The sequence below is a fragment of the Selenomonas sp. genome, assembly GCF_057272215.1.
The window spans coordinates 194680-216886 of the sequence record NZ_DBHIUY010000002.1 but is presented as its reverse complement, the minus strand read 5'-3'; the positions used below and the strand labels follow the sequence as shown (position 1 = coordinate 216886).

Sequence of the window (22207 nt, the reverse complement as noted above, 5' to 3'; positions counted from 1 at the left end):
ATCTCTTCCCTAAGCAGACAATGGGCGGCAGTGTGATCTTATAATAGCAGCAGTAAGTTTAGCCCCGAGGCTTCGGCTTCGGGGCTGATTTTTGTATGAAATACACGCACAAACGTCCAATTTGTTGACACTGTGCGACGCCCTTACAGAAGCCTAGTCAATCGCTCTGCGCCTTCGGCTTGAGCGATTGGGGCTTCATGGTAAGAACAATAAAAAAGACGCCGCACCGATTCCAGCGAATCGGTACGGCGCCTTTTGCTATAGAAATCCCGGATACGCTCATTCGTATGTTCCTGCAAAGATCTTTTCGGCGGGGCCTGTCATGTAGATGTGATTGTTCGCTGCCCATTCGATTTGCAGCTTGCCGCCGTCAAGTTCGATTTCCGCTTCCTTTCCCGTGCGTCCCGCGAGTGCGGCGGCGACAAGCGTCGCGCACGATCCTGTGCCGCAGGCGAGTGTTACGGCTGCGCCGCGCTCCCAGACGCGCATACGGATGTGCGTGCGGTCTTTGACTGTGGCAAATTCGACATTCGTCTTTTTCGGGAAGCGCGCATGGCTTTCGAGTGCAGGACCGAGTTTTTCGATCGGCACGCGATCTGCGTCATCGACAAAAATGATACAGTGCGGGTTGCCCATCGAAACGCATGTCATGGAAAGCGTTTCGCCTGCAGCTGTAATGGGCTGTTCGATGACATGCGCCGAGCCGAACCCCTCGACGGGAATGCGATCCGCCGCGAGGATCGGCTCGCCCATATCGACGCATACGCCTCTGAGCCTGTCGTCTGCAAAATGCAGGCGCGGTACAAGGATGCCTGCGCCCGTTTCAACGGTAAACGACGCCTGATCGCTCAAGCCTTCGTCATGCACAACGCCCGCAAAGCAGCGGATGCCGTTGCCGCACATTTCGGCTTCACTGCCGTCTGCGTTCAGGATGCGCATACGAAAATCTGCCTTTTCCGACGGCAGCACGAGGATCAGCCCGTCTGCACCGATGCCGTAGTGACGGTCACAGACCTTCTCCGATAGTGCAGCGAGATCGTCCTCGGCAAGCCGCTCGGCAAAACCGTTCACAAGGATGAAATCGTTGCCGCAGCCCTGCCACTTCGTAAAGGAAAACGCCATACTTTTACCCCCAAGAGTGTTTTGCAAAGAACGACCAGAAGGAAGCGCCGAAAGCGTTGCCTTTCCGATAGCTTTCTTCGAGTACGCGTGCCTCGGTCGCCATGCAGTTTTCCCTTATTTTAGCGAAGAACGAGCGTTTTGCCAAGTCCTGTTTGCCTGTGACGGCTCCATGTATTGCCGACCGACCGCGTCTTTTTTCTGCATTCATAACGATTCTCCTTTGCATATACCCCTATTGGTATGTTTCATTATACATGTATGGGTATATGTTGTCAAGCGAAGGCGTTCAGCCGTCACGCTCGGCGCCATGATGCCCTTTCCCGTCCCTTTTCTGCAATGACATCATCCGAGAGGCATGCTGTACGATGTTCTCACGTTAGCCAATCGGTCTTCGCCTTCGGGCGTGACTTCTTGGGATTTCATGGAAATCTGGGATCTGCTCTTAAGATAATTTGCTAAAATTTCGATTAAATTGTATCGTAGATTTTTGTCTTTTGCTGCTGAAAAGAAAAGGAGTTCACGATCAATTTGCGTGACAAGTATCGGGTATTGCTATGTTTAGTCAAAAGCAATGATGAAGCAAGGTTGGAAACAAAAGAGAGCTTGCTGAAACTGATGATGCAGCAGCTTGCTGATCTGCAAAAGCAAATGATAGAAACCCTAAAAAATGATGCGAATAAAAGCGATCGGAAAAATGATTTGAGCGGCGGGCATTTCCACTTTGGTACGACAAAGGCGTCGAATCTGCTCAATGGCGAAACAGAGGACGGCAGCGATGCAGCGAGCGCGTCTTATTTGATTGCGATCGGCGGATCATCTCCTGAGCAGACAGGAGAGGGCGATGCGCTTGCACGGGAAACGGAGCATCTTGCTAATCGCATCCTGCGTGACTTCGATGATGCGACGGATACGATGCTCAATAAGTTCCGACTGGAAAATCCGCTGACGATTGAAAATGGAAAAAAAGTCATATCTTCGATGCAGCTTAATATTATACAATTCCGCGCTACGCAGGCATACGCGGTAGAAACGCCCCCTGCACTGCATGAGAGCGATGCGACAGACGATGCAGCCGCGCCGATTTATGGAATCGGCGCCGGGGATATGAAACATGTTTCTCAGCAAAATAGTCGTTCGACCGCGCACTTCCTTAGAAAAAATGGTAAACGACAAATTAATATCAAGGCATAGCTGTACACGCACTTGTGCAGGAGCTATGTTTATTCGTGTTGCATGAACTGCGGCGAGACTGAATGTATTCATTATTTGTGTGTATCAGGAAAACGCTGCGAAAAGATTTTTGAGGGGGATGATTCGCATGGCGATTGCAGGACCGGCACAACCGACTGCGCCGACGCCGCCGACTGTGCCGGGATTTGCGGGTGCATCCGAGGCGGTCGGCGGGCTGCCGGACTTCGGCGCATCGGGACAGGCGGCGGTCGAGGGCGCACAGGAGAGAGCCGCTGCCGCCGTGCAGACGGGGCAGGATGCAGCGGCGAATGCACGCGCAGCAGGCGAGCGGCTCATGGGTGCGCCTGAGCGAAAGACGACGGGGGCGGGCGCAGAACAAGACGGCGCTGCAAAGGGAAAGCTTGAGCAAACGCCGACAAATGCCGCAGCCGATACGGGCGGCGCGAAGAGCCAAGCGACTGTATCCGAGGCGGCGAAGCTGCCGCCGGCGGCTCAAGCGGCGCAAACGGAGCATACGAGCATGACAGGCAGCGAGACGCGCACGGTAAGTACATCGCCAGCCGAGGAGCCGCAGGGGTTCGACATGCTGCACTTGGCGCTCGTCGCCGTTCTTTTGGCCGCTATCGCAGGTGTTTTCGCCTATGCGTTCTTGCGCCGCAAAAAGGACGCGCCGACGCCCGCGATGCGTGCCGCGCGTGAGGCGGAGCTTCTGGCAGAGCTTGAAACGATCCGCGCCGCGCGTGAAAAGCGTGAAGCTGATCGCGCCGCCGCCGTCGCCGCCGCAGGGCTTTGTGCCATCGCCGGTGATTGGACACGCGGCGCAGCAGGAACGCAAGCGGCGGACGGCACAGGCGAAGCGGCGGGCGCAGCACGCGATGCGGCTTCGGCAAGCGCAGGCGCGGCGAAGATGCCGCCTTCGACGGATACAGCAGCCGCCGCACCGGACACCTCGATGCTCGCATCGCTTTCGGAGGCGCTTGCCGCCTTTCGCGAAGCGAGCGGTATGATGGATGATGGAGCGCGTGCGCAGGCGGTGGAAGAAGCGCGAAAAGCCACGCGCATCGCGGAGATTCGCCAAGACCGCGAAGGGAAGAAGGATGGCGAGCACGGCGGGTTCGAAATTCGGATCTAAGGAAGCATGGCGACAAGCCTTTTGCCGTGAGTGCCTTGCCTATGCTATAATACAAAGATACGAAAAGATTTTGCGGCAGGCGCTCCCTGCCGATGGGAGGACGCAGTCATGCTGGACATCAAATTTGTCAGGGATCATATCGACGAGGTGCAGGCGATGCTCGAAAAGCGCTGCAACGCACTGAATCTGAGCGGCTTCAAGGAGCTTGAGGAGAAGCGCCGCACGCTCCTGCAGGAGGCGGAAGAACTCAAGGCGCGGCGCAACAGCGTGTCGAAGGAGATCGGCGCGAAGAAGAAGCAGGGCGAGGACGTCGCGGCGATCTCCGCCGAAATGCGCGAGGTCGGCAAAAAGATCGCCGATCTCGACGCTCGGACGCGCGAGGTGGAAGACGAGCTGCACACCATCCTCCTGAACATCCCGAACATGCCGAAGGACGACGTGCCCGTCGGCAAGGACGACACGGAGAATCCCGAGGTGCGTCGCTGGGGCGAGCCTCGAACGTTCAGCTTTGAGCCAAAGGCGCACTGGGATATCGGCGCCGATCTCGAAGTCCTTGATGCCGAGCGTGCGGCGAAGGTCACGGGCGCACGCTTCACCTTCTACAAGGGACTCGGCGCGAGGCTCGAACGAGCCTGCATCAACTTCATGATGGATCTGCACGCGACAAAGCACGGCTACACGGAAATGCTCGCGCCTTACATCGCGAACGAGGCGAGCATGATCGGCACGGGACAGCTGCCGAAGTTCGCCGAAGACATGTTCAAACTCGAAGGCCTCGACTATTACCTCGTGCCGACGGCGGAAGTGCCGACGACGAACTACCACCGCGACGAAATCCTCGACGGCAGGAAACTGCCCGAGCGCTACACGAGCTACACGGCATGTTTCCGCGCAGAAGCCGGCAGCGCGGGGCGCGACACGCGCGGCCTCATCCGTCAGCACCAGTTCAACAAGGTCGAGCTGATCAAGTTCACGAAGCCTGAAGACTCTTGGGATGAACTTGAAAGCATGGTCGATGCGGCGGAAGATGTGCTGCGCCTTTTGGAGATTCCCTATCACGTCGTGCTGCTCTGCACGGGCGACATGAGCTTCACGTCGGCAAAGACCTACGACATCGAAGTCTGGATGCCCGCGCAGAACACCTACCGCGAGATCTCCTCGTGCTCGAACTGCCTCGATTATCAGGCGCGCCGCGCGAACATCAAGTTCCGCCGCGAGCCGAAGGCGAAGCCCGAGTTCTGCCACACGCTCAACGGCTCAGGGCTTGCCGTCGGGCGCACGGTCGCGGCGATCCTCGAAAACTATCAGCAAGAAGACGGCTCCGTGCGCGTACCGAAGGCGCTCGTGCCGTATATGGGCGGCGTAGAAGTCATCGAAAAGCCGTGAGGGAACGGCACGACCATCAAAGCGAAGGGGGCTTTCCCATGAGCAAGCGTGCCGTCCGGGCTGAAATTAGTCTCGAAGCGATCCGGCACAATTACCGCGTGATTCGCGAGGCGCTCTGTGGCGGTGCAAAGCTCTGCGCCGTCGTCAAGGCGAACGCTTACGGGCACGGCGCCCTCGCCGTCGCGAAGGAGGCGATCGCGGCGGGCGCGGCGTACCTCGCCGTCGCCACGCTCTCAGAAGCCGCCGAGCTTCGCCGCGCGGGGATTGGGACGCCGCTCCTCGTCCTCGGACTCATCGACCCTCTGGAAGTCGCCGAAGCTGTCGCCCTCGATGTGACGCAGACCGTCGCGAATCTCGCGCTCGCCGAAGCCATTTCCGCCGAAGCCCTCGCGCAGGAAAAGACGGTGAAGCTGCACCTCGCCATCGACACGGGCATGGGGCGCATCGGCTGCACGAGCGAAGAGGCGCCCGCGCTTGCGCGTGATATCGCCGCGCTGCCGAATATTGAGCTGGAGGGCGCGTTCTCCCACTTCGCTATGGCAGACGTCCGAGACAAGGCGCACGCCAGAGGGCAGCTTGCGCTCTTTATGCGTGCCGCAGAAGCCATAGAAGCGGCGGGCGTGCATCTGAAGTTGCGCCATATCGCTGAGAGCGCGGCGATCCTCCAAATGCCTGAAGCGCATCTCGACATGGTGCGTGCGGGCATCATTCAGTACGGCATGTATCCGAGCGAAGAAGTCGCGCGCGCCGTCTGCGAGAAGTCGCCGCTTCGCCCCGCGATGGCGCTCAAGGCGCGTGTGTTGTTTCTCAAGGACGTGCCCGAGGGCTTTGCCATCGGCTACGGCTGCACATGGTGCGCGAAGCGAAAGAGCCGCATCGCGACGCTCCCCCTCGGCTATGCCGACGGCTACATCCGCGCCCTCTCGGACAAGGCGCACGTCGAAATCGAAGGCAAAGCGGCTCCCGTCGTCGGACGCATCTGCATGGATCAGTGCATGATCGACGTCACCGATATCGAAGGCGTTGCAGAAGGCACGGAAGTCACGCTCTTCGGCTCTGCGACGCTCACTGCCGACGATGTCGCATCATGGCTCGGCACGATCAACTACGAGATCCCGTGTCTCATCGCGCCGCGCGTACCGCGCGCGTATGTCTGAAAGATACACGCACAAAGCGGCGTGCAAATCGGGGCGACGTTATTTTATCAACGATTCCTATACCATATTTTGATATCGTCGGCAAAGCATAAGAATAGCCGCCCTCGGTTTCCTAAACCGAAGGCGGCTTTCTTTGATGAAACGCCGATGGGGACTGACCGTTTGCCGGCAGTACCTTTTCAGCTCTATCAGACGTCAGCTTTTGCGGTACGTTGATGCGGCTAGTCAGACGCATTGGCGTACCGCATTTTCATTTTGATTCCTTGACTTGTGCAAACGCTTTTTCCGACGCTGCGATCGTGCGGTCGATGTCCTCGTCCGTGTGGGCGAGTGATAGAAAGAGCGTCTCGAACTGCGAGGGAGCGAGGTAGATGCCTTGTTCAAGCATGGCGCGGAACCAGACCTTAAAGGCTTCTTGATCGCAGGCGACGGATGCAGCATAGTCTTTGACTGCGTTCTCGCTGAAGAATATGCTGAACATCGAGCCGGCTTGGTGCGCCTGAATCTTGACGCCCGCTTCGCGTGCGGCGGTCTCCATTCCGAGGACGAGTTTCTTCGTCTTCAGCGTGAGCGCACGGCTCGCGTCGGCTTCTCCCGGCTCCGGCTCTTTCAAGATGATCTTGAGCGTTTCGATGCCCGCCGTCATGGCAAGCGGATTGCCCGAGAGCGTGCCCGCCTGATAGACGGGACCTGCGGGCGCGATCTGCTCCATGATGTCGCGCCTGCCGCCGTACGCCGCGCACGGCAGACCGCCGCCGATGATCTTGCCGAGGCAGGTGAGATCGGGCGTGATGCCGTACGCCGCCTGTGCGCCGCCCAAGGAGGCGCGGAAGCCGCACATGACCTCGTCGAAGATGAGGAGTGCGCCGTGCTTTTCGGTCAGCGCGCGCAAGGTGTCGAGGTAGCCGTTTTCCGGCAGGACGCAGCCCATGTTGCCCGCGACAGGCTCGACGATGATGCAGGCGATGTCTTTGCCATGCTTTTCCATGACGCGCGTGATGGTGTCCGGGTCGTTGAATGGCACGGTGATCGTGTCCTTGGCGACGCCCTCGGTCACGCCGGGACTTGACGGCACGCCGAAGGTCGCAAGCCCCGAGCCGGCATCGACGAGCAGGCTGTCGCTGTGCCCGTGGTAGCAGCCGACGAACTTGACGATCTTCGAGCGTCCCGTGAAGCCGCGTGCAAGGCGCAGAGCGCTCATCGTCGCTTCCGTGCCCGAGTTCACCATGCGCACGAGCTGCATGGAAGGATATGCCTGTTGTACGAGGCGCACGAGGTCGGATTCGAGCGTCGTCGGCGCGCCGTAGCTCGTGCCGCGTGCGGCGGCGTCAGCCAGTGCGCTTACGACGGCGGGATGCGCGTGTCCGGCGACGAGCGGACCCCACGACAGCACATAGTCGACGTACTCGTTGCCGTCGATGTCGAAGATGTGCGCCCCTTCGCCGCGCGCGATAAAGGGCGGATTGCAGTCGACGTTTTGATAGGAGCGCACGGGGCTGTTGACGCCGCCCGGCATGAGGGTTTTCGCTTCATCGAAGGCGTTTGCGGATTTTTCCAAGTTCAGCATATCTTGCTCCTTTTTTAACCTTGCAGCCACTTCGCCGCGTCGATTGCGTGGTAGGTGATGATGATGTCGGCGCCCGCGCGCTTCATGCCTGTGAGCGTTTCGAGCACGATGCGCTTTTCGTCGATCCAGCCGTTCGCCGCAGCCGCCTTGACCATCGCGTATTCGCCGCTGACGTTGTAGACGGCGACGGGGCGGTCGATGGCGTCGCGCACGCGGCGCACGATGTCGAGGTAGGCGAGCGCGGGCTTGACCATGATGATGTCCGCTCCCTCGGCGAGGTCGAGCGCGACTTCTTTCATCGCCTCGCGTGCGTTGGCGGGATCCATCTGGTAGGCGCGGCGGTCGCCGAAGGAGGGCGCGGAGTCCGCCGCATCGCGGAAGGGGCCGTAGTATGCCGAAGCGTATTTGACGGCGTAGCTCATGATGGAGACATGGGAGAAGCCGGCTTCGTCCAAAGCTTCTCGCAGGGCGGCGATGCGTCCGTCCATCATGTCGGACGGCGCGACGATGTCGGCGCCGGCTTCCGCCTGGCTGACCGCCGTCTTGGCAAGGAGCGGCAGCGTCGCGTCGTTGTCGACTTCGTGGCCGCACAGTTTGCCGCAGTGGCCGTGCGACGTGTACTGGCAAAGGCAGACGTCGCCGACGACGGCAAGCTCCGGCTCTGCCTGCTTGATGGCGCGGATCGCTTGCTGCACGGGGCTTTTCGCGTCCCATGCCGAGGAGCCGATCTCGTCCTTGTACTCGGGCAGGCCGAATACTTCGACGGCGGGAATGCCGAGTGCGGCGAGTTCTTTCGCCTTTTGGGCGGCGCGGTCGACGGAGAGGTGGAAGCAGCCCGGCATACTGGGGATTTCATCCTGAATGTTCTCGCCGGGCACGACGAAGATGGGGTAGACGAAATCACGGACGGAAAGATCCGTCTCGCGCACCATAGCGCGAATGTTCGCCGTCCTGCGCAGGCGGCGCGGACGAAGGGTTTGCTTCAGCATAACAGCATCTCCTTGATGGTTTCGATGAGTCCTTTGATCGTGTATTCTTTGGCGACGGCGGCGGGCTTTATGCCGAGCGCTTCGCACGTCTTCGCCGTGATGGGGCCGATGGCGACGCACTTGACATGCTGCAAAGGCTCTGCGCCGCCGAGGATGGCGCAGAGGTTCTTTGCCGTCGAAGAGCTTGTAAAGGTCACGATGTCGATCTCGCCGCTCGTGAGTTTTTTTGCGAGCGCTGCGCCGTCGGCTTCTGCCTGCTTTGTGCAGTAGGCGGCGGCTACATCGACTTCTGCGCCGAGCGCCTTGAGGCTTTCGGGCAGCACTTCTCTCGCTTCTTCGGCGCGTGCGAGGAGGACGCGCGTGCCGCTCGTCACTTCGCCCTTGAGCGCGTCGACGACGGCTTCGGCGCGGTATTCGCCGGGCACGCAGTCGGCACGGACGCCGCAGGCGGCGAGCGCGGCGGCCGTCGCAGGACCGATGGCGGCGACTTTGGCGCGGGCGAGGGCGCGTGCATCCTTTTCCGCGGCGTCAAGCGCGCGGAAGAAATGCTCGACGCCGTTCGCGCTCGTGAAGATCAGCCAGTCGTAGTCGGCGATATGAGCGATGGCGGCGGTGAGCGCCGCGCCGCCGTCGGAAGGCGCTGCGATGCGGATCGCGGGCACTTCAAGGCACGCGGCGCCGAGCGCTTCGAGGCCTTCGGTGAGCTTCGAGGCTTGGGCGCGTGCACGCGTCACGAGCACGCGCTTGCCGAAGAGCGGACGCTTCTCGGGCGCGTCGAACCAGCGCAGCTTTTCGCGATAGCGTACGACGTCGCCGACGAGGAAGATGGCGGGCGGCTTGAGTCCGGCTCGCGCCACATCGTCGGCGGCGTTTTCGACGGTCGTCACGAGCGTCTCCTGCTCGGGGCGCGTGCCCCAGCGGATGACGGCGGCGGGCGTATTGCCGGCGCGGCCGTGGCGCATGAGTTCGGCTGTGATGGCGGGAAGGTTTCCGACGCCCATGAGGAAGACGAGCGTATCGACGCCCGTCGCGAGTTTCTGCCAGTCTAGCCCTGAGACTTCCTTCGTCGGATCTTCGTGCCCCGTGACGACGGCGAAGGAGACGGCGTCGCCGCGGTGCGTGACGGGGATGCCCGCATAGGCGGGCACGGCGATGGCGGATGTCACGCCCGGCACGATCTCAAACGGCAGCCCGTTTTCCGCCAAGAGCAGCGCTTCCTCGCCGCCGCGCCCGAAGACAAAGGGATCGCCGCCCTTGAGACGCACGACGCATTTTCCTTCGCGCGAGAGCTTGACGAGGAGCTTCGAGATGTCTTCCTGCTTCATCGCGTGGTTGCCCGCGCTTTTTCCCACGTAGATGCGCTCGGTCTCTTCCGGCACGAGGGCGAGAATGCGGCTGTCTGCGAGGTAGTCATAGACGACGGTGTCGGCATGTTCCAGACAGACGCGTGCCTTGATCGTCAAAAGCCCGGGATCGCCGGGACCGGCTCCGACAAGATATACCATAGTTCCTCCTTATAAAGCAAAAGCACGATACAGGATATTTTACCGTTTTCGAATCGGCGAGCTGTCTGTCCGCACTTTTCTATTTCTGCAGCAAGCCGAGTTCCTGCAAGATCTCTTGACCGCCCACGGCGAGCAGTTCTTCGGCGAGTGCGCAGCCGATCTTTTCAGCATTCAGGGCGCTGCCCGCCTTCTTTTTGCGATAGATGCGCTCTCCGTCGATAGAGGCGATGACCGCCTCTATCTCAAGCGCCGCACCCGCAGCTTCGGCATAGACGCCGACGGGCACCTGGCAGCCGCCCTCGATGCGTGCGAGGAAGGCGCGTTCTGCCCGCGCCGCCGCACACGTCGCTTCATCGTTGAGAAAAGCGACGATGGCAAGCGTAGCCGCATCGTCCGCACGCACTTCGATGGCGAGTGCGCCCTGCCCGACGGCGGGCAGGCAGATCTCGCGCGGCAGAACCTCGGTGATGCGGTCATGGAAGCCCAAGCGCTTGAGACCCGCGACAGCGAGGACAATAGCATCGAAGTTTTCCTCTTCGAGCTTCTTGAGGCGCGTATTCACGTTGCCGCGCAGGCTGACGATTTCAAGATCGGGCCGCTCGGCGAGGATTTGTGCGCGGCGGCGCAGGCTCGACGTGCCGACCTTCGCGCCTTGGGGAAGGTTCGCGAGCGTTTGATAGCGCGGACTCACGACGGCGTCGCCGGGGTCGAAGCGCTCGGTCACGGCGGCGAGCGTGAGCCCTTTGGGCAGTTCCGTCGGCATGTCCTTGAGGCTGTGCACAGCGAGGTCGATTTCGCCCGCGAGCATCGCCTGCTCAAGCTCCTTCGTGAAAAGTCCCTTGCCGCCGATCTTCGCCAACGGCGCGTCGAGCACGCGGTCGCCCTTCGTCGTCATGCGCTTTTGTACGACATGAAGCTCCGGGTATCTCTCCCGGAGCTTCTTTTCTACATAGTCCGCCTGCCAGAGCGCAAGCTTACTGCTGCGCGTACCTATAACGATGGTGTCTTTCTTCACAAGTTCCCGTCTCCCCTATCGTATCAAGCTTGAAGAGGCTTCGCATCGCCTCGATGTAGAATGCCTCGTCCGCCGTTCCCGCCGATGCGTTGAGCTTCATCATCGGCGTGCGCAGGATCTTTCGGACGATCATGCGCGTCATGTGGTCGACGGCACGCTGCTGCTCCTCCGTGAGTTCGGGCAGCTTCGTGTGCGCACGCTGCATCTCACGACATCGGATGCGCTCGCAGCGCTCGGAAAGGAGCGCCATCAGCGGGCGGCACGAGAGGTATTGGAAACGCTTCTCGATGGCGTCGATCTCATCCTCGACGATGCGCTCGGCTTCGACCGCCTCCTGCCTGCGCTCCTCCATGTGATCGTCGACGACGGCTTCCAAGGCATCGATGTTGAAGAGCTTCACGCCCTTGATCTCCTCGACCTCGGGATCGACGTCGCGCGGCACGGCGATGTCGATGAATACGAGCGGCTTACCCTTCCTCTGCGTCATGAGGTGGCGCGTCTCCCACGCTTTGACGACATAGTGCGGCGCACCCGTCGAGGTCACGACGACGTCGACGTCCTCCGCCGTTTCCATCGCGCGCTCAAACGGCACGGCTTTACCGCCGAAACGTGCGGCGAAAGCCTCAGCCTTTTCTATGTGGCGATTTGCGACGTAGAGCTTCTTCGCGCCGTGCGAGACGAGATGCTCCGCTGTCAGTTCCGCCATTTTGCCCGCGCCGAAAATCAGGACGCTCGATTTGTCGAGCGTGCCGAAGATGTCCTTCGCCAGTTCGACTGCCGCGTAGCTGACGGACACGGCGCTCCATGCGATGCGCGTCTCCGTGCGCACGCGCTTTCCCGTCGCAATCGCGCGATGAAACAGCGTGTTCAGCACCGTGCTCGTCGCGTGACCTTCGAGCGCGAGCGCGTACGCCTGCTTGACCTGCGAGAGAATCTGCCCCTCGCCCAAGACGAGTGAATCGAGACTCGATGCCACGCGAAAGAGATGCCGGATGCAGTCCTCATCCTCATGCGCGTAAAGGTACGCATCAACGTCCTCGTCGTTTCCCGTGAGATCGAAGAAAAAGCGGCGCACGGCTTCAGCCGCGTGCGCTTCGTCCGCTGTCACCGCGTAAATCTCGCTGCGGTTGCACGTCGAAAGCACGACCGCTTCCAACAACTCTGCATACTCCGCCAAATGCTGGAACCCCTTGCGGATGGCGTCCTTCGAAATAGAAAACCGCTCGCGCACCGCCACGGGCGCCGTCTTATGATTCAGTCCCAAAACCATCAAGTGCATGTCTTACCTCTGCCTCCGCCTCATCAAGTCTGCCTGCTTCCACCAAATCTAAAAGCTGTTCCGAAAGAGCCGTGCGCCAAAAATCCTCGCGAGCGCGGCTCCCTTTTATGCGTGTTTTCGCATCTTCGCGAAGATGCGAAAGCCGTTCGAGCCACGCGCCCCAACTTGCGCCTAAGCGAGCGGCGAGGCGCTTCTTCAGCGTGCGGGCGAGTGCGGGTGATGCGCCGCCCGTCGATATCGTGACGAGAAGATCGCCGTCGCGCAAAGCTGCCGGCAGAAAGAAGTCGCAAAGCTCGGGCGCCGTCGCGTCGTTGACGAGTGCGCCTGCTTCTTTCGCCGCTTTGCCGAAAGCGGCGTTCACCATAGGGTCGTCCGTTGCGCAAAAAACGAGTCGAGGAGCAGTCTGCGACGCGAACACATCCGCTGCCGCACGCCGCTTCAGCCAAGCGATGCGCCCAGCCGCCGCCAGCGTCGCCAACGATGGCGCAAGCTCCGGCGCGACAACCGTCACAGCGGCTCCCGCCGCCAGAAGCCCGAGCGTCTTTCGATGCGCCACCGCCCCGCCGCCCGCGACGAGCGCGGCTTGTCCTTCGATGCGCAGATGAATCGGATACATCGTCAAAGCGGGCGCAGCTCCTTTCCTCTTTAGGACAGCGCAAATATCCGCACAAAGGATGTTTGCGCGTGCAGGTTATGAATCGGATTCACTTTTCACTATCCGCTTTCATTATATCGTATAGGCATGAAAAAAAAAAGCCCTGCCGGAAAGTTTTTGCGGGGCTTTGCGGAAGGCTCGGCAGGCGGTCCTATGACTATGTATACAAATAAGACAGCAATAGCAAGAATGCACAGAAAATTGTTTGGTATCTTTCTCTCTGGAAATGATTTTTGTTTGTCCGTAGTATGCACACAAATTATTTGCAATATATAAAAAAAGTAGCAGGACTTTTAGACTTTTCGGAGAAGTATTTCTTTGAAATTTTGTTGGCATATTTCCAAGGAAGCTCGAATTTCCTAAGTATCGAAGCAGTACTGCGCAAAGGAGAACTTCTCGTCTTTGCATCAAATGAGAATATTTTTCCTCAGTGGATATTTCGGGATGCACTGATAAATTCAGTCGCCGATCTTCATGAACAATGCCAACTGTCGCCAGACGCAGGATGCGTCAGAAGGAGGAACTGGATCATGGATGCAGGAAGCTTAAAGACAACGGTTCGCGGGAGGGGCATAGGCTTTCAAATCAATGCAGTGAACGCCGTCGGCATAGCCGTCATGCTCACCATCGTCACCACCTTCATCGCTTACATGAGCTTTGAAGCGCTGATCGACGCCGGCAAGCGTGAGACGATGCTCGAAAACAAGCAGATCGCCTATCAGATCGAACAGCGCTACGGGCGCACCGTGCGCATCGCCAGCCGCATCGAGAGAAGCGTGCAGCAGCAGCTCTCTGTCGCGCCACCCGAGGGCAGCGCCGATGCGATCACAGCTATGCTGATCGACGAGATGTCCGAAAATGCCGGCATTCGCTCCGTTTCCGTTATTCTTGAATCTTCTGCGGGAACCGAGGCATTGAATATTTATGTCGATAACGAGGGCAAGATTGGCTCGGTACAGGGCGCCTTGCAGAGCGAGTGGTACAAGACCGCGAAGAATACGGGCAAGCCGCTCCTCACAGAGCCGTCGAAAACGCAGAATGGGAAGCTGGTGGCGCGCTACGTTCTGCCGATTGAAGTAAACGGGCGGATCATCGGCGTTGCCTGCGCGAACATCAGCTTGTCGGAGATTCAGCAGTATGTTGAAGGATTAAGCAAGAACGAAAATTACTACGGCGTATTCACGCATCAAGGCAGCATCATGGCGCATGGACTGAATGCGGATTTTATCTTGAAAAGATTCTATGATTTCTTCCCGATGACCGATGCAGAAGTTGCTGAGGCTTTTGATGAGAGCACGGTCACGACCATCGATCACACATCGTCGAGCACAGGCGCAGACTCGGTCTTTTGCTTCTATCCCATGCACCTCGAAGGAGTGGAAGCCGAGTGGATGATCTTTTCTTCGACGGAGCACGACGTCTTTACGGCATCGGCAAAGAAGATGGTCTTGTCCGCCGTTGCCATCGCAGTTGTTTGCTGCATCCTGCTGCTTGTATTCATGAGCTTCTTCGTTCAAAAGCGCATCGCCGCTCCCCTAGGCGATATCACGGGGGCAGTGGAGAAGTTCGCCCATCTCGATGTGCGTGCAGATGATTCGCGGGCGCACCTCAGGGAGCGCGGCGACGAGATCGGCACGATGGCGCGCAGCATTTCCGAACTTCGCAACAACCTGCGCTCGATCATCGACAAGATCAGCAACTCCTCACAGTCTGTCGCAGCGACGAGCCAAGAGCTGACGGCGACGGCGCAGTCCACGGCGGACTCGGCGCGTGATGTCGCCGCAGCGATTCGCAATATCGCCGACGGCGCGACGAGCCAGGCGCAGGACACACAGAACGCATCCATGCACATCGACGAAATCATGGTGCTCATGGATAACAATAAGGAGATCCTGCACCAGATCAACGAAGCGACGAACAACATTCGCCGCGAAAAGGACGAGGGCGCAGAAATCCTCACCCATCTCGTGAAGAAGTCCGAAGAGACGGCACGGGCAACGGAAGACGTCGCCCGCGTCGTCGAGGAGACGAACAAGAGCGCAGAGGACATCGAGAAAGCGAGTGAGATGATCCAGTCGATCTCCGCACAGACGAACCTTCTCGCGCTGAACGCTGCGATCGAGGCGGCGCGCGCAGGCGACGCCGGGCGCGGTTTCGCCGTCGTGGCAGAAGAGATCCGCACGCTTGCGGAACAGTCGAAGAGCTTCACCGACGACATCAGCGAGATCATCGCGGGCCTCAAGACAAAGTCGCAGGAGGCAGTCAATACGATGGCGGTTTCCAAGAAGCTGTTCGCCGAAACGCAGGAAAGTCTTGCCGAGACGCGCGGGAAGTTCCAGAAGATCACCGAAGCTGTCGATATGACCGCGAAGGTCATGGAGACGATGAATCGGTCTACAGACGATATCACCGCCAAGAACCACTCCATAGCGGAAGTCGTGCAGGGGCTTTCCGCGCTTGCGGAAGAGAATGCCGCGACGAGCGAAGAAGGAAACGCCGCCGTCGAGACGCAGACGCATTCCTTGCAGAACATTGCCGAAGCCAGCGAGGGGCTGGCAAGCGTCGCTATGGATCTCAACGCCGAGGTCGGCAAATTCAAGGTATAAAGGAAAGGCATCAGACATAAGAACAGCCCGACGGGAAAGTTCCCGTCGGGCTGCTTTTTTTATATGTTTCCTATACGATTCCCTGTGCGACCATTGTATCGGCGACATGGATGAACGCCGTGATGTTGGCGCCGGCGATGAGGTTGCCCTTCATACCGTACTTCTCTGCGTTCGTCTTTGCGTTTTTGTAGATGTTCTTCATGATGCCCTTGAGACGATTGTCGACTTCCTCGAACGTCCAGTGCAGGCGCTCGGAATTCTGGCTCATCTCAAGCGCGGAGACGGCGACGCCGCCGGCGTTTGCCGCTTTGGCAGGAGCGAAGAGAACGCCCTTTTCCAAGAGATATTCCGTCGCGTCGAGCGTCGTCGGCATGTTCGCGCCTTCGCCGACCGCCATGACGCCGCCCGCGACGAGAGCCTTGACGCCCTCGATGTCAAGCTCGCTCTGCGTCGCGCACGGCAGGGCGATGTCGCACTTGACCGTCCAGACGCCTTTGCAGCCCTCGTGGTACTCGGCGTTCGGCCGCTTTTCGACGTATTCCTTGATGCGGCCGCGGCGCACTTCCTTGATCTCCTTGACAAGCGCGAGATCGATGCCCGCAGGATCGTAGACGTAGCCGTTCGAATCGGAGCAAGTCACGGGCTTTGCGCCGAACTCGATCGCCTTTTCGATCGCATACGTCGCGACGTTGCCCGAGCCGGAGACGACGACGGTCTTGCCCTCTAGGCTCTTGCCGTTGTCTTCAAGCATCTCCTTCATGAAGTAGAGGAGTCCATAGCCCGTGGCTTCCGTGCGTGCGAGGCTGCCGCCGTAGCCGAGACCCTTTCCGGTGAGAACAGCGGAATCGAAGGAGTTGACGATGCGCTTGTATTGCCCGTAGAGGTAGCCGATTTCACGGCCGCCGACGCCGATGTCGCCCGCCGGCGTATCGACCATCGAGCCGATGTGGCGATAGAGTTCCGTCATGAAGCTCTGGCAGAAGCGCATGACCTCGTCGTCGCTCTTGCCCTTCGGGTCGAAATCCGAGCCGCCCTTGGCGCCGCCGATGGGAAGCCCCGTCAAAGAGTTCTTGAACGTCTGCTCGAAAGCGAGGAACTTCAAGATCGAGAGCGTCACGCTCGGATGGAAGCGCAGCCCCCCTTTGTAGGTGCCGACGGCGCTGTTCGCCTGCACGCGGTAGCCGCGGTTGACATGCACTTCGCCGTTGTCATCCTGCCACGGCACGCGGAACATGACGACGCGCTCCGGCTCGACCATGCGCTCAAGGATCTTGTGCTTCTTGTACTCGGGATGCTGCTCCAAGACAGGCACGATCGAGGTCAGGACTTCCTTGACCACGTTGTGATATTCCTTCTCCTGCGGATCCTTCTTCGCGACATAAGCGAGGATGTCCTCTACATACTGCTGCATTTCCGTCATGCGTGATTACCCCTTTGCGTTGAACTTTCATAAGAGAAAATTATCGTGTGCCGTAGCACGCATATATAATAACGCAAATGACAGGAAAAGTATACTGTTTTGCTAAGGTATTATGTATACATCGTTACAGGCAGGGGAGTGATTCTTTCGGATTCTATCTTGAAGCGGATGAAGCGAGCGGAAGGAGTCCTGCTCAAGTATGGTGAAAAAGGGACAAACATGTATATTTCTTGACTTTTGCAAATGCTTGCTTTAGGATGGATCGTAGGATGGTTGTTGTGTTATTTTTGGGAAGGAAGTTCATCTTATGGAAACGCCGCTGAAAAAGATGGAATCCGAGGCGGGGCATGTGGAGAAGAAGGCTGCCAATCTCGAGAAGGGCGCCGTGCAGGACAAGATGAAGGTCGTCGGATCGCTCGGATCCATTCTGTCCGTGTGCATGTATGTATCCTATATCCCGCAGATCATCGGCAATTTGTCCGGGCATCCGGGCGATTGGATTCAGCCGTCCGTCGCGTTCATCAACTGCACGATTTGGGTGACGTACGGCTTTTTCAAGCAGCAGCGCGATTGGCCGATCGTCATCGCCAATGCCCCGGGAATCGTATTCGGTCTGACCACCGCATTGACCGCGCTCCTCTGAGCCTCGGTGCATCGGCAAGGCTTTTATCTATCTGTGAAGGAGAAGTGAACCATGAAGCTCAGTGCAAGAAATCAGCTCAAAGGCAAAGTCGTATCCATCGAGAAAGGAGCCGTCAACGCCATTGTCGGCATCGAGATCGCAGGCGGCGACATCGTCACGGCAACGATCAGCATGGGATCCGTCGAGCGGCTCGGACTTGCCGTCGGCAAGGAAGCCTATGCTGTCATCAAGGCGACTTCCGTCATGGTCGGCGTGGACGACTGAACGCGCACAACAAGGGAGCATCTTTTTGTCAATATGGGAAAAAGTGTCTGAGGGGAAGCCGCAGGTTGGCGGCGATGCAGACAGAGGGAGCAGACGATGCGTTCGTCTGCTCCCTCTGTCGTTGCGGCGCGGCTGCCCGCGCTCAATGGTGACGCTCCACTTCAAAGCGCCAGATGCGCACATCGTCGTCGGCGGCGATGCCGCCCTTCTTGCGTGCGATCTTGAGCTGCTCTTCGACCGTGTCGACGCCTTCGAGGTCGGGCAGCAGAAGCCCCTTGCGGCCTCGCGCCTCGACGATGACGCCGTAGCGCTTCGGGTCGAGATCTTTCGCGGCGTCGTGAATCAGCTCAGGCTCTGTGAGCACATCGACGCTGTAGACGATGTCGGGCAGTTCGTCTTCTTTAAGCGGCGAGAAGCGCGGATCGTGGAGGGCGGCAGAGACGGCGTTGTAGAGGATTTCTTCGGCGACGTCCTTCTGCGTGGGCTGGAAGGTGCCGATGCATCCTCTGAGCTCGCCGTCTTTCTTAAGCGATACGAAGACGCCCGCACGCGCCTGCATTTCCTCGGGCAGATCGTCGGGAATTGCGGCGTACTGTCCCGTCACGACGAATTTCTCCACACTCTCTCGCGCGAGTTTCACATAGGCGTCTTCTGCCGCCTTGATGTCGTCGAGGGCGCGTCTTTGGGCGATTTCGTAACGCATACCGAAGTTGCGCTTCAAGTCCTCGCGCTTGACGACGAAGGAAAGAAGCCCGTAGCCGACGCCGAAAGTCCCTTGGTAGGAGAGCTTCTTGATCTTCAGTGATTGGCAGTCGAGCGCCCCCGCCATGACCCAGAAGGAGCGCAGACCGCACTCCGCCGCTTTCTTGGCGAGTGCGGGATCCATCTGCAGAAGCTTCAGGAATGTGCCCTCTTCGAGATACTTCATGCACGCCTTATCGAAGCGCGGTCCCTCGGCGGCGAAGCCGTAAGGCCCGTCGGGCGTGAGCTTGTGCGAGAGGTCGCCGCTCGCGATGAAGACGGTCTTGCGGTCAAGCTCCTCGGCGGTGCGTGCGATGCACATGCCGAAGCGGTAGTGGTCGAGCGGCGTCAGCCCCGAAAGCCCGACGCGCACGAGACGAAAGTTTTCCGTGTGCGGCTGCAGGAAGCGCAGAGGGATCATCGTGCCGTGATCGAGCGCCGCATTGCGCCCGCCCAGCGGTCCCGCATCGAGTCCGGCTTCGCTTGCGATAGTCGCGAGCGTCTTGGCGAACGCCGTGTCGTATTCGGCGCGCATTTCGACCTCGGGCGCGCCGAACTCGGCGAAGCTTCCCACGCCCTCGTCGCCCGGCGAGATATGGAAGTAGTCGGCATACATGACGGTGTGCGGACTCGCGACGACGACCGTATCCGGCTCGAAGGAAGCCGCTTCCTTCATCGCCCGCTCATAAGCGTTTATCGTCAGCTGAATCTTGCGCTCCTCGCCCTTGCCGATTTCCGGCAGAATGATCGGCGGATGCGGCACAGCATAAGCAGCCAGAATTGCCATATAGAAGACCTCCTCGAAGTACAGCATTTATTAAGGAAGCACTGATAAATTCAGCCGCGCCATCTTAGCGCAACTTTTTGCCCGCACTGTGCCCTCGATCATCCACATAGCTCTGGCTATGCGTCCGGGGTGCCTCCTTGTTCGGACGAAAAAATCTACGCCAATCTGACGAACTTCATTGTTATCAGCGATTCCTCAATAAAAAGCGCAGAAGGATTGCCCTGTCCTCTGCGCCTTCGTCTGTATCTCTGTGATTCCCTAGAAAAGGAAACGAACGCCTACATCGGCGCGCCACTTGTTATCCAGTGTTGCACCAAAATTCTTCGTGTATGTCCCATAGATATATGAGCTGTCGTTGAGTTTATGACTTCCGCCAAGCTCGACATCCACCCAAGTGTCCTTTAGGTCGATCTCTGTGCTGCTTGTCGGCTCGCTCGGCGCAGTGAATTTGCTCGTCATTGTGCCGCTGAACTCGTGCGCCAGTGCTATTTTCATAAAGATGTTGCTTCTTGGCGTGTCAGTGCCAATCCCGATGCCAATCCTGCCGACCGTGCTGTTAAATGCGTCCTGTTGAACGCGTATTTTCTTTCCTGCAACATTGGTCGGCGCATCGTAGTCCGCCCCATCCAAATGACCATAGGTCAGTTCTACACTCGGCTCGACGTAGAATCCGTTCTTTTCAGGAAGTTTTTTCCCATATTCCACGCTCAGAGAGAACCCGTGCGTTCCGTAGTCGCCATCCATGCGGTAGCCACTGTCGGTGTAGGCGCTGTACTCATTGTTCAGATGCGTGCCTTTCCCGATGATGTCGAGATACTGCCCGTCGTCTTTCTGCATACTCCCGTAGAATGCGATGCCGCTCAGTCGACCCTTCCCTGAACCGTTGCCGTAGGATGCACTAGATGTTCCGTACTCCAGTGCAATGCCGGTTGTCCAATCCTTCACCTTTCGATCGTATCCGAGCTGTGTAATACGGTAGTTCTGTCTGAGATTGAGATGCTCGTCCTCAACCTCTGTCTTGCCGCCCAGATATTTCACCCAGATGCCGTTTTCTGCGCTTCCCAGACGAAGATCGCCCATGCGGCGGCGCAGGTCGTTATTGTTTCCCATCCAAAAGATGGAAGAAGCTAGCATCGCGCTCTTTGCACCGCGTACCAACGGTGTCTCCTTTTCGAAGATCGGCGACGACAGTTTTGCCTGCCCGTCGGCGGCTTGATAATCGAGCTGCATCTTTGCCGCCGGGGCGATCAGACCGCCCTCCACAGCCGCGATTCCTCTCAGGTTCCGCTCCCCGTTGACATAGCCCGTATAAGAGAGCTTGCTTGCGAGTGCCTGCAAGCTTTTCTCCACTTCCGCCTTGTATTCCTCCTCGTTCAGGCTCTTGCCGACGGTCGGATTCTGTGCGGAGAGCGTTACCTGCGAACCTGTGGCGGCATGTTTGACGACGAAATTCCCTCCGACGAGACTGCCGTCCGCCGCACGACCATAATGCACCGCCTCATGACCGCTGTAGTTCTCTACGGTAATGGGGCGCGTGTCTTTTTGGTGGATGTGTCCGCGCTCCGCATCCGACGCGCCGCCGACAAGGTTCCTCACCTTGCTTCCTGTATAGAGATAGGTGTTTTTGTCCGCCCGGTTGGGAGCCGCCACGCGTTCTGCGCCGATCCACTGATTGTTCCAGACGGCACCGTTCTTCAGGTATATATCGACACCAGAGTGATGTTTGTTCTGTCCATTCTCGGCGAACTCGTTGAGAACACCGCCGGTCAGCTTCGACTTTGCCGTGGTCAGACCAATGGAGACGAAAGAGCCGTGTTTCTCCGGATTGGGATCCATGCCGTAGTTTTTGTTCAGCACCCCGAGGTTGCCATAAACATCCACGTCTGCTGTCCCCAGAGTCTTCCCATCGGCACCGGTATTCATGAAGACCGAGCCTTCTTCAGCGAGCATCGCATAGGTATCGGATGTGGTGAGTGCGTGCGTGACGATCTTGCCGCCGCGCACGGTGATGTATCCGTCCTTATTGGCTTGGAGTGCCACGCCAACAACATCCATATCCACGTTGCCGTTGATTGTGCATTTTGTATCCCCGTGCTGCTCACCGTACGAGAACCCGCCGTAGCCAGCATAGATACCACTCATATAGTAATGTGCGATATCCGAGGTGGACGATGATTTGCCTCGCGTGGCCGGATTTTTGTTTTTCACGACCATTTTCAAGTTGCCGTTAATCGTGAGATCTGCGCCCTCCAAGAGATACAGCCCCGTCACATTGTTGTACCACTGGCCGCCGCCGTTGCCGGAGACGTTGACCGTGACATCCTCATTCCATACTTCTTTTTGGTCGTCGTGCATCGTACGGCCGTAGGCTTTGCCGTTCGTATGTTTCTCAATCGTTTTCGCCGCACATACCGTCGCACTCGATAGGACGCTCACCGCCAGCATAGAGGCAAGAACCATGGCCTTTTTGTTTCTCCTGCTTAGTATCTTCCAATACGCCATAACTATTCCTCCTTCATCATCGGGACGAAATACCGCATTTCACCCAAGCAACATAATCATCGGGTATTATAACATATGACTTTTTTATTGTAAAATGTTTTTTTATTCTTTCGGAAAATATAGAGAGGAGAACAGCACCGATCTGACCGTCAACGACCGCATTCCTGCATAACGATTCAGCTTGACAGTGTATTAAGGAATCACTGATAAATTCTTTTATTGCGTGATTCACCTCCGAAAGATTAC

Annotated in this window: 18 protein-coding genes; 7 read left to right on the top strand and 11 right to left on the bottom strand. The window is 58.4% G+C overall.

Going from position 1 to position 22207, the window contains the following annotated elements:
- Nucleotides 1-279: 279 nt before the first annotated feature.
- Both dapF and ACO5Z0_RS02935 read right to left on the bottom strand, forming a co-directional pair.
- On the bottom strand, nt 280-1122 hold the full coding sequence (dapF, locus tag ACO5Z0_RS02940) for a diaminopimelate epimerase (RefSeq protein WP_485649139.1): 843 nt from the start codon (nt 1120-1122) through the stop codon (nt 280-282).
- A gap of 4 nt (nt 1123-1126) precedes the next feature.
- Nucleotides 1127-1330, bottom strand: a complete 204-nt coding sequence (locus ACO5Z0_RS02935) for a hypothetical protein (RefSeq protein WP_442672838.1) — start codon at nt 1328-1330, stop codon at nt 1127-1129.
- A gap of 320 nt (nt 1331-1650) precedes the next feature.
- Here ACO5Z0_RS02935 and ACO5Z0_RS02930 point away from each other — a divergent pair, with 320 nt between their 5' ends.
- The 4 genes from ACO5Z0_RS02930 (at nt 1651) to alr (ending at nt 5988) form a co-directional block, all read left to right on the top strand.
- Entirely contained in the window at nt 1651-2313 is a 663-nt protein-coding gene (locus ACO5Z0_RS02930; RefSeq protein ID WP_485649138.1) for a hypothetical protein, read from the top strand.
- Between the two features lie 127 nt (nt 2314-2440).
- Nucleotides 2441-3445 (top strand): hypothetical protein, encoded by a 1005-nt coding sequence (locus ACO5Z0_RS02925; RefSeq protein WP_485649137.1) that lies wholly within the window; start codon nt 2441-2443, stop codon nt 3443-3445.
- A 108-nt stretch (nt 3446-3553) separates the two neighbouring features.
- Nucleotides 3554-4831 carry a serine--tRNA ligase gene (gene serS, locus ACO5Z0_RS02920; protein ID WP_485649136.1) on the top strand — a complete coding sequence of 426 codons (1278 nt, stop codon included), beginning with the start codon at nt 3554-3556 and terminating at the stop codon, nt 4829-4831.
- Between the two features lie 38 nt (nt 4832-4869).
- Nucleotides 4870-5988 carry an alanine racemase gene (gene alr, locus ACO5Z0_RS02915; RefSeq protein ID WP_485649135.1) on the top strand — a complete coding sequence of 373 codons (1119 nt, stop codon included), beginning with the start codon at nt 4870-4872 and terminating at the stop codon, nt 5986-5988.
- Between the two features lie 250 nt (nt 5989-6238).
- Here the strand turns inward: alr and hemL are convergent, their stop codons facing one another.
- The 6 genes from hemL to ACO5Z0_RS02885 form a co-directional block, all read right to left on the bottom strand.
- Entirely contained in the window at nt 6239-7555 is a 1317-nt protein-coding gene (hemL, locus tag ACO5Z0_RS02910; protein WP_485649134.1) for a glutamate-1-semialdehyde 2,1-aminomutase, read from the bottom strand.
- Between the two features lie 14 nt (nt 7556-7569).
- A complete protein-coding gene (gene hemB, locus ACO5Z0_RS02905) occupies nt 7570-8544 on the bottom strand; it encodes a porphobilinogen synthase (RefSeq protein ID WP_442676997.1) in 975 nt (324 codons plus the stop codon).
- Entirely contained in the window at nt 8538-10049 is a 1512-nt protein-coding gene (gene cobA / locus ACO5Z0_RS02900) for a uroporphyrinogen-III C-methyltransferase (protein ID WP_485649133.1), read from the bottom strand. The genes hemB and cobA overlap by 7 nt, the downstream gene beginning before the upstream one ends.
- A gap of 79 nt (nt 10050-10128) precedes the next feature.
- A complete protein-coding gene (hemC, locus tag ACO5Z0_RS02895) occupies nt 10129-11064 on the bottom strand; it encodes a hydroxymethylbilane synthase (RefSeq protein WP_485649132.1) in 936 nt (311 codons plus the stop codon).
- Nucleotides 11024-12343, bottom strand: a complete 1320-nt coding sequence (gene hemA / locus ACO5Z0_RS02890) for a glutamyl-tRNA reductase (RefSeq protein WP_485649131.1) — start codon at nt 12341-12343, stop codon at nt 11024-11026. Before hemA ends, hemC begins: the two co-directional genes overlap by 41 nt.
- Nucleotides 12312-12959 (bottom strand): precorrin-2 dehydrogenase/sirohydrochlorin ferrochelatase family protein, encoded by a 648-nt coding sequence (locus ACO5Z0_RS02885; protein ID WP_485649180.1) that lies wholly within the window; start codon nt 12957-12959, stop codon nt 12312-12314. Before ACO5Z0_RS02885 ends, hemA begins: the two co-directional genes overlap by 32 nt.
- A gap of 569 nt (nt 12960-13528) precedes the next feature.
- Between ACO5Z0_RS02885 and ACO5Z0_RS02880 the strand changes: the two genes are divergently transcribed.
- Nucleotides 13529-15604, top strand: coding sequence for a methyl-accepting chemotaxis protein (locus tag ACO5Z0_RS02880; RefSeq protein WP_485649130.1), 2076 nt, complete (start codon nt 13529-13531; stop codon nt 15602-15604).
- A 70-nt stretch (nt 15605-15674) separates the two neighbouring features.
- Here ACO5Z0_RS02880 and gdhA read toward each other — a convergent pair whose 3' ends face one another.
- On the bottom strand, nt 15675-17024 hold the full coding sequence (gene gdhA / locus ACO5Z0_RS02875) for an NADP-specific glutamate dehydrogenase (protein ID WP_485649129.1): 1350 nt from the start codon (nt 17022-17024) through the stop codon (nt 15675-15677).
- 307 nt (nt 17025-17331) lie between these two features.
- Here gdhA and ACO5Z0_RS02870 point away from each other — a divergent pair, with 307 nt between their 5' ends.
- Complete coding sequence (locus tag ACO5Z0_RS02870) at nt 17332-17667, top strand: hypothetical protein (protein ID WP_485649128.1); 336 nt, start codon at nt 17332-17334, stop codon at nt 17665-17667.
- A 51-nt stretch (nt 17668-17718) separates the two neighbouring features.
- Entirely contained in the window at nt 17719-17931 is a 213-nt protein-coding gene (locus ACO5Z0_RS02865) for a TOBE domain-containing protein (protein ID WP_442673039.1), read from the top strand.
- 142 nt (nt 17932-18073) lie between these two features.
- On the opposite strand, the gene amrA is transcribed toward ACO5Z0_RS02865, so the two are convergent.
- Nucleotides 18074-19459, bottom strand: coding sequence for an AmmeMemoRadiSam system protein A (gene amrA, locus ACO5Z0_RS02860; protein WP_485649127.1), 1386 nt, complete (start codon nt 19457-19459; stop codon nt 18074-18076).
- Nucleotides 19460-19717: 258 nt separating this feature from the next.
- On the bottom strand, nt 19718-21904 hold the full coding sequence (locus tag ACO5Z0_RS02855) for an autotransporter outer membrane beta-barrel domain-containing protein (RefSeq protein WP_485649126.1): 2187 nt from the start codon (nt 21902-21904) through the stop codon (nt 19718-19720).
- Nucleotides 21905-22207 lie beyond the last annotated feature (303 nt).